General features: G+C 68.8%; 8 protein-coding genes and 1 rRNA gene. All 9 read left to right on the top strand.

Annotated elements, in window-relative coordinates; genetic code table 11:
• Positions 1–81 (top strand): 5S ribosomal RNA (gene rrf, locus ACFVHO_RS40335); the annotation flags it as partial.
• A gap of 65 nt (positions 82–146) precedes the next feature.
• On the top strand, positions 147–791 hold the full coding sequence (locus ACFVHO_RS40330; protein WP_385725518.1) for an HAD family hydrolase: 645 nt from the start codon (positions 147–149) through the stop codon (positions 789–791).
• A 131-nt stretch (positions 792–922) separates the two neighbouring features.
• Positions 923–2185: an MFS transporter gene (locus ACFVHO_RS40325; protein ID WP_385725517.1), complete on the top strand. Its 1263-nt coding sequence runs from the start codon at positions 923–925 to the stop codon at positions 2183–2185.
• On the top strand, positions 2136–3308 hold the full coding sequence (locus ACFVHO_RS40320; RefSeq protein WP_385725516.1) for an acetoin utilization protein AcuC: 1173 nt from the start codon (positions 2136–2138) through the stop codon (positions 3306–3308). Before ACFVHO_RS40325 ends, ACFVHO_RS40320 begins: the two co-directional genes overlap by 50 nt.
• A 120-nt stretch (positions 3309–3428) precedes the next feature.
• Positions 3429–4244, top strand: a complete 816-nt coding sequence (locus ACFVHO_RS40315; RefSeq protein ID WP_385725515.1) for a phosphatase — start codon at positions 3429–3431, stop codon at positions 4242–4244.
• A 129-nt stretch (positions 4245–4373) separates the two neighbouring features.
• Entirely contained in the window at positions 4374–4583 is a 210-nt protein-coding gene (locus ACFVHO_RS40310) for a helix-turn-helix domain-containing protein (RefSeq protein ID WP_157164103.1), read from the top strand.
• A gap of 131 nt (positions 4584–4714) precedes the next feature.
• Positions 4715–4813, top strand: a complete 99-nt coding sequence (locus ACFVHO_RS40305; protein ID WP_003948845.1) for a 30S ribosomal protein bS22 — start codon at positions 4715–4717, stop codon at positions 4811–4813.
• Positions 4814–5158: 345 nt separating this feature from the next.
• Positions 5159–6277, top strand: coding sequence for an NAD-dependent epimerase/dehydratase family protein (locus tag ACFVHO_RS40300; RefSeq protein ID WP_385725514.1), 1119 nt, complete (start codon positions 5159–5161; stop codon positions 6275–6277).
• A 14-nt stretch (positions 6278–6291) separates the two neighbouring features.
• Entirely contained in the window at positions 6292–7452 is a 1161-nt protein-coding gene (locus tag ACFVHO_RS40295) for a lysophospholipid acyltransferase family protein (protein WP_385725513.1), read from the top strand.
• Positions 7453–7561: the final 109 nt, after the last annotated feature.

Here is a 7561-nt window from a genome sequence, read left to right as displayed (position 1 = left end):
ATTCCGAACCCGGAAGCTAAGCCTTACAGCGCCGATGGTACTGCAGGGGGGACCCTGTGGGAGAGTAGGACGCCGCCGAACTAAATTTGATAAAGGGAAACCCCCGCACCTCTGGTGCGGGGGTTTTCTGCGTTTAGGGTCTAGGCATGCGATACGAATTGGTCATCTTTGACAATGACGGTGTCCTGGTCGACAGCGAGCCGATCTCCAACACGATCCTCGCCGCGTACCTGACGGAACTCGGGCACCCCACCTCGTACGAGGAGTCCCTGCGGGATTACATGGGCGGAGCCATGCACCGCGTGCACGACCTGGTCCTGGAAAGGTCCGGGCAGCGGTTGCCGGACGACTTCGACGAGGTCTTTCACGAGCGGGTCTTCGCTGCCTTCAAGCGGGAGCTGGAGCCCATGGCCGGGGCCGTGGAGGTATTGGAGAAGCTGACCGCTGAGGGGGTGCCCTTCTGTCTCGCGTCCTCCGGCAGCCATGAGCGGATTCGGGTCGGGCACCGGAAGACCGGGCTCGACAAGTGGTTCGACGACGGGCGGATCTTCAGCTCGCAGGATGTGGGGCGCGGGAAGCCGGCCCCGGACCTCTTCCTGCACGCGGCGGAGCGGATGGGCGTCGCTCCTGACAAATGTGTCGTGGTGGAGGACAGCCCGCTGGGAGTGCAGGCGGCGCATGCGGCGGGGATGGACGTCTGTGGCTTCACCGCCATGACCCCGGCGGAGCGGCTTCGCGATGCCACGCGGCTCTTCAGCGACCTGCGAGCGCTGCCCGACCTGCTTGCGTGAGCCGGACCTGCTTGCGTGAGCGCCGGCTGCTGAGGGCGGAGACAGGCGGGGAGGCCTCCCGGGGCCCCTGGGGAAAGTCGTGAGGTGATCTATCTACCCACGGGTAGACCGGGGACCTACGCTTCGCAGCCATGACGGAAACGCTGCGGCGCGGCAGGGCATCCCTTGCGTTCGGCTTCCTGGTGCAGGGCGTCACGTTCGCGCTGCTGGTGACACGGATACCCGCGCTGCAGGACCAGTACGGGATATCCGACGGGCTGCTGCCCGTGTTCCTGGCGGCCGTGCCGATCCTGGCGGGGGTCGGGAGCGTGTGCACCGAGCGGCTGGTGCGGAGCGTGCCGCCCAGTCGGGTGCTGCGGTGGTCGCAGCCCGTGGTGCTGCTTTCCCTGCTCGGGGCGGGTGCGGGGCACTCGGTGTGGCAACTCGCCGTCGCGCTGGCGGCGTTCGGGCTTGCCGTCGGGGCGCTGGACGCGTCGATGAACATGCTGGGGGTGAGCCTTCAGCGGGCGTACGGGCGCAGCATCATGCTCGGATTCCACGCGGCGTACAGCCTGGGCGGGATCGTGGGGGCCTCGCTGGCGTGGGTGGGGGCGCACTGGGATCTGTCGTTGCTGGTGTCGTATCTGCCGGTGGTTGTCGTGCTGTTGCCGGCCGCGTTGGTGGGGAGCCGGTGGTACGTCGACGCGGGTGGTGGTGGGGAGAGCGGAGGGGGCGCAGGGAGCAGTGAGGCTTCTGGGGCTGGTGGGGTTGCGGAGGGTGTAGAGGGTGCTGGTGGGGGTGTTGCGCTCAAGGTGTTGTGGCCGCTGTGTCTGGTGATGACGTGTGCGTACATCGGGGACTCGACCGTCTCCAACTGGAGCGCGAAGTACCTGCAGGACGTGCTGGGGAGCTCGGAGCAGCTGGCGACCGTTCCGTACAACGTCTACATGGTGATGAACCTGGTGGGGCGGGGAGTCGGGGACCTGGGGGTGAGGCGGTTCGGGGCCGTCGCCGTGGTGCGGTGGGGTGCGGTGATCGGGGCGGCGGGGTTCGGTGTGGTGGCGGTGGCGCCGGGGGCCTGGACGGGGATCTTGGGCTTCACGCTGGTGGGGATCGGGTTGTGCGTGATCGTGCCCCAGACGTTCGCGGCGGCGGGGCGGCTGTTCCCGGGGGCCTCGGACACGGCGGTGGCGCGGTTGAACGTCTTCAACTACGTGGGTTTTCTGATCGGTTCGCCGTTGGTGGGCGGGCTCGGGGACGCGTGGAACTACCGCGGGGCGATGGTCGTTCCCATGGTGTTGGTGCTTGTGACCTTCTGGTCGGCCCGGTCGTTCGCTCCCGGACCGGACCGATACGGTGACGGACATGAGCGGCCGCGCACAACTGATGTGGGACGAGGCAGTAACGGGCTATGACTTCGGTCCAGAGCACCCCATGGACCCGGTCCGGCTCGCGCTGACGAGAAGCCTGATCAACGCCTTCGGTCTCGACCGCGACCTGGACGTGGTCGCGGCGAAGCGTGCCGGGGAATCGACGCTGGGGCTCGTGCACCGCGAGGACTACGTCGACGCGGTGAAGGCGGCCTCCGCGGACCCGGCGTCGGCGCGCGGGGCGTATGGGCTGGGGACCGAGGACGACCCTGCCTTCGTCGGCATGCACGAGGTGTCGGCGTTGATCGCCGGGCAGTCGGTCGGTGCTGCCGAGGCGGTGTGGCAGGGGGACGCGCTGCACGCGGTGAACTTCGCCGGTGGGCTGCACCACGCCATGCCGGGGAGCGCCGCGGGGTTCTGTGTGTACAACGACGCGTCGTTGGCCATCGCGCGGCTGTTGGAGCTGGGGGCCGAGCGCGTCGCGTATGTGGATGTGGACGTGCACCACGGGGACGGGGTGCAGGCCACCTTCTGGGACGACCCGAGGGTTCTGACGATCTCGCTGCACGAGCATCCTCGGACGCTGTTCCCGGGGACCGGGTGGCCCGAGGAGACGGGAGCGGAGTCGGCGGCGGGGAGCGCGGTGAACGTGGCGCTGCCCGCGGGGACGGGGGACGAGGGGTGGGTGCGGGCGTTTCACGCCGTCGTGCCTGAGCTGTTGGCGGATTTTCGGCCGCAGGTTCTGGTCACTCAGCACGGGGCGGATACGCACTTCGAGGATCCGTTGGCGCACCTGGCCGTTTCTTTGGACGCGCAGCGGGCTGTGCAGGTCGCCTGCCATGAGCTGGCGCATTCGTACGCGGACGGGCGGTGGGTTGCCCTGGGTGGGGGTGGTTACGCCGTGGTGGATGTGGTGCCGAGGTCCTGGACGCACCTCGTCGCTGTCGCGGCCGGGCGGGAGATCGAGCCTTCGGCTGAGGTGCCTGAGGGGTGGCGGCGGGAGGTGTTCGCTCGTACGCGGACGCTTGCGCCTGGGCGGATGACGGACGGGCGGTGGCCTGTGAGGTGGCGGGGGTGGGACGAGGGGTACGACCCCGCGGATCGGGTGGATCAGGCTGTGTTGGCTGCTCGGCGGGCTGTTTTTCCGCTGCGGGGGTTGTTGGCATAGGGGGTTCCCCACGACGGGCTGAAAGAGGTGGGGCGGGGGGAGTGGGTGGGGTTAGCCCGACTGTGGGGTGTTTTCTGGGTTTTCGGGGTTCCGTGGGGGTATGTGCGGCAGCATCGGGGCGTGTTGAGCACCGGAGCGTTGCGCGCGCATCTGCTGGCGGCCCGGCTCGCCGGGCCCGTGGCCACGTCGCGGGAGGAGAGCCTGCGGAGCTACCGGCTGTTCGCGGCGCGGGATCCGCGGATACTTCTCGGGCTCGACCCCGAATGGAGCTGGGGCGCGGGAGACTTGCTGCGGCTGATGGCGGACAAGTGCGGGGTGTCGGACGACCCCCGGCACACCACGGGGGCCGATGTCATCGACCCGGAGCGGACGTTGGCGGCCCTGGACGCGTTCGCCGAGCGGCTGCGGGTGGCGGCCGAGCACCGGTTTCCCGTGCTCCTCGGGACTGGACACCCGCACCGACTCCTTGGTTTCTACGCCGCGTTGGCCGAGGCCTTGTCGGCGGCGGGATGCACGATTCTCACCCCCGCGCAGGGTTGCTGTGTCGACATAACGACCCGGTTCGGCCTACGCACGTACAACCTTGACTACGTACAAGGCGTCGCGCTGGTGCGCGAACCCGGCGTGCGTCCCACCGGGAGTGAGACCGGCGCACACAGTCATTCTCCACTCCCGGTTCGACGGGCCCTGGCGGCCCAGGCGGAGTCCGGCGGGCCCCTGCCCGAGCTGGTCATCGGGGACCATGGCTGGGTCTGCGGGGCAGGTCAGCTGGGGTTTGAGGCGATCGGTCTGGCGGATACGGACGATCCGGCGCTGTTCGTCGGAGAGGCGGAGGGGCGGGTGTCCGTCGTCGTTCCGCTTGATGACGCTGTGCGGTCTGATTACTACCGACCGCTTACTCGCTATGTACTCAATCGAGCGTGTCTGTCACAGTAAACGGCCGATGGCAGCTCCTCTTCCCCACTCGCATCACCCGCCCCTACTCTGGGGAGTGAGCGCACAGCGACGAGGAGTCACCGGAAGGGGAAGCCGGTGCGCGTCATGTGCGGAAGGTTCAGGTGTGTCATGGCTGCTGACCAGAGGCCTCTCAGCGAGGTTGCGTTTCTGACCGTGGCGGAGGTCGCCGCGGTGATGCGAGTCTCGAAGATGACCGTGTACCGGCTGGTGCACAGCGGTCATCTGCCCGCAATTCGGGTCGGAAGGTCCTTCCGGGTCCCGGAGAACGCGGTTCACGAGTACCTTCGCGACTCTTATGTGGGGGTGGAGACAGCCTGATCGATGTCCCTCGATTACAGGCTCGGCGCCAGGGCGGGTAGGCTAGGCCGACGTAGGTCGTGTGGGCCCAGACGCCCCGCACCGATGTCCCCGCGATGTGGGGATGTTCCGAGAAGTGAGCGAGGGTAGTCGTGGGCTCTGTTATCAAGAAGCGGCGCAAGCGGATGGCGAAGAAGAAGCACCGCAAGCTGCTGAAGCGCACGCGCGTTCAGCGTCGCAACAAGAAGTAAGCGACCGCTGACGTCAGCGAACGCAAGTGAACGTACTGAAGCCCTCCCGTCGGACGACGGGAGGGCTTCAGTACGTTCGGGCCCGGCACGTTCGAGCCCGTTAAGTTCGGGCCAGGACTTTCAGGGGCGGGTCGGTGCTTGTCGTTCATAGGGGATTCAACAGTTCAAAGCCGGGCGAACGGCTTGATCTTTGCGGCGGAGTGTGTCCGTCGTCACTTCGCTCGTCCCGCGGTCATCACAGCGCAACATCCACCCGCTAGCGTGGGGCCACGGACGTAATGCTCAGACGTGCCGCGGGGCGGGAGCATGCTGCGCCTCGCGGGCTGAGGAAAGGCGGCGCTGATCTTGGGCAAGGTCGTGCTCGTGACCGGGGTGGCCCGGCAACTGGGCGGCAGGTTCGTCCGCCGTGTCCAGCGCGATCCGGAGGTCGACCGGGTGGTCGCCGTCGACGCCGTCCCGCCCGAGCACCATCTCGGCGGCGCGGACTTCGTCCAGGCCGACATCCGGCAGCCCACCATCACCAAGGTCCTCGCCGAGCACCGCGTCGACACGGTCGTCCACATGGACGTGACCGGCACCGCGCTCGCGGGCGGCAGCCGGGGCTCGGTCAAGGAGACCAACGTCATCGGCACGATGCAGCTGCTCGGCGCCTGCCAGAAGTCGCCGACGGTGAAGCGCCTGGTGGTGAAGTCGAGCACCAATGTGTACGGTTCGGCACCCCGCGACCCGGCGGTGTTCACGGAGACCACGCCGCCGAAGTCGCTGCCCAGCGGCGGTTTCGCCAAGGACACCGTCGAGGTCGAGGGGTACGTGCGCGGTTTCGCGCGGCGGCGGCCGGATGTCGCGGTGTGTGTGCTGAGGTTCGCCAACATCCTCGGCCCCGCCGCGGATTCGCCGCTCGCCGAGTACTTCTCGCTGCCGGTGCTGCCGACGGTCTTCGGCTATGACCCGCGGCTGCAGTTCGTGCACGAGGACGACGCGGTCGAGGTGCTGCGCCTCGCCTCGCACGACCCGCAGCGGGGCACGCTGAACAGCGGCACGTTCAACATCGCCGGGGAGGGGCTGCTGCTGCTCTCGCAGTGCGCCCGCCGCCTGGGCCGGCCGACGCTGCCGGTGCTGCTGCCCGCGGTGACCTGGGTGGGCACGGCCCTGCGTACGCTCGGTGCCACGGACTTCTCACCGGAGCAGATCCGTCTGCTCACCCACGGCCGGGTGGTGGCCACCCGGCAGATGCGCGAGACACTGGGGTTCAGGCCCAAGTACACGACCGCGGAGGCCTTCGCGGACTTCGTACGCAGCCGGGGTCCGGGCCTGCTGCCCCCGGCGGCGCTCGCCGGGGCCGTCGACAGGATCGCGGCGCTGCCGTTCGCGGGGGGCGGTCCGGAGTCCGGCGGTACGAAGTCCGGTGCCGGGGGCGGCGCCGGACGCGGAGCCGACAACAGTGCCCACCACAGCGCCAACTGAGGAGATCGTCAACGATGGCGGACGCCAAGGTCATTCCGTTCGACGACGACCGGTCGCGCGGGGGCGGCCAGCGGCCGGGGCGTCGCAGGCCCGGGCCGCGCCGTCCGGGCGACGGGGCGAAGGTGCGCGAGGTCAAGGCCGTTCCGGGCCGGTTGAACGGGGATGCGCCCGCGGGTGCCGCTCCGGGGGCGGAGCCCCTGGACACCGGGGCCGCGGGGGCCGCCGGGGCCGTCGGTTCGGTCGACGCCGATGCTCGGTCCGCCGGGGCCCGGGGTGCGGGGCAGGGCGCGGCGGCGGAGTCGGCCTCCGTGCCGGAGCCGCGTGGTGGGGGTGGTGGCGGCTGGGACCGGCGGATCGCGGGCGGTCTCGCCTTTCTGCGGCGGCGGCTCACGGGTGAGTACCACGTCGATGACTTCGGGTACGACGAGGAGCTCACCGACCAGGTCCTGATGTCGCTGCTGCGGCCGCTGTACGAGAAGTACTTCCGCGTCGAGGTGAAGGGCATCGAGAACATCCCCGCCGACGGTGGGGCGCTGATCGTCGCCAATCACTCCGGGACGTTGCCGTGGGACGGCCTCATGATGCAGGTCGGTGTGCACGACAACCATCCGCATGGGCGGCATTTGCGGCTGCTCGCCGCCGATTTGGTGTTCATGCTGCCGGTCGTGAACGAGCTGGCGCGCAAGGCCGGGCATACGTTGGCCTGTGCGGAGGACGCGGAGGCGTTGCTGGAGCGGGGGGAGCTCGTCGGGGTGATGCCCGAGGGGTTCAAGGGGATCGGGAAGCCCTTTGGTGAGCGGTACAAGTTGCAGCGGTTCGGGCGGGGTGGGTTCGTCTCCACGGCGTTGCGGACGGGGTCGCCGATCGTGCCCTGTTCCATCGTGGGGGCCGAGGAGATCTATCCCATGATCGGGAACGCGAAGACGTTGGCCCGGGTGTTGGGGATTCCTTACTTTCCGCTGACTCCTACGTTTCCTTGGCTGGGGCCGTTGGGGGCGGTGCCGTTGCCCACGAAGTGGACCATTCAGTTCGGGGAGGCGATTCCTACGGATGGGTATCCGCCTGAGGCCGCTGAGGATCCGATGTTGATGTTCAATCTGACGGATCAGGTGCGGGAGCAGATTCAGCACACGCTGTACAAGTTGTTGGTGCAGCGGAGGTCGGTGTTCTTCTAGGGGGTGTGGGGCCCTGCCGGGGGCTCCCCAATCCCGCCCCTTCCCGAAACCGGGGCTCCGCCCCGGACCCCGTATCGGCGCTCCGCGCCTCGTCCTCAAACGCCGGACG

Source organism: Streptomyces sp. NPDC127108, from assembly GCF_042677545.1.
GTDB lineage: Bacteria > Actinomycetota > Actinomycetes > Streptomycetales > Streptomycetaceae > Streptomyces.
Note: the sequence above shows the minus strand (reverse complement) of the source record. Positions and strands in the feature narration are given on the sequence as shown.

Excerpts from the sequence above, each read along its gene's own strand:
- ACFVHO_RS40330 (WP_385725518.1), top strand. The coding sequence starts at position 147 with ATGCGATACGAATTGGTCATCTTTGACAATGACGGTGTCCTGGTCGAC.
- ACFVHO_RS40325 (WP_385725517.1), top strand. The coding sequence starts at position 923 with ATGACGGAAACGCTGCGGCGCGGCAGGGCATCCCTTGCGTTCGGCTTC.
- ACFVHO_RS40320 (WP_385725516.1), top strand. The coding sequence starts at position 2,136 with ATGAGCGGCCGCGCACAACTGATGTGGGACGAGGCAGTAACGGGCTAT.
- ACFVHO_RS40310 (WP_157164103.1), top strand. The coding sequence starts at position 4,374 with ATGGCTGCTGACCAGAGGCCTCTCAGCGAGGTTGCGTTTCTGACCGTG.
- ACFVHO_RS40295 (WP_385725513.1), top strand. The coding sequence starts at position 6,292 with ATGGCGGACGCCAAGGTCATTCCGTTCGACGACGACCGGTCGCGCGGG.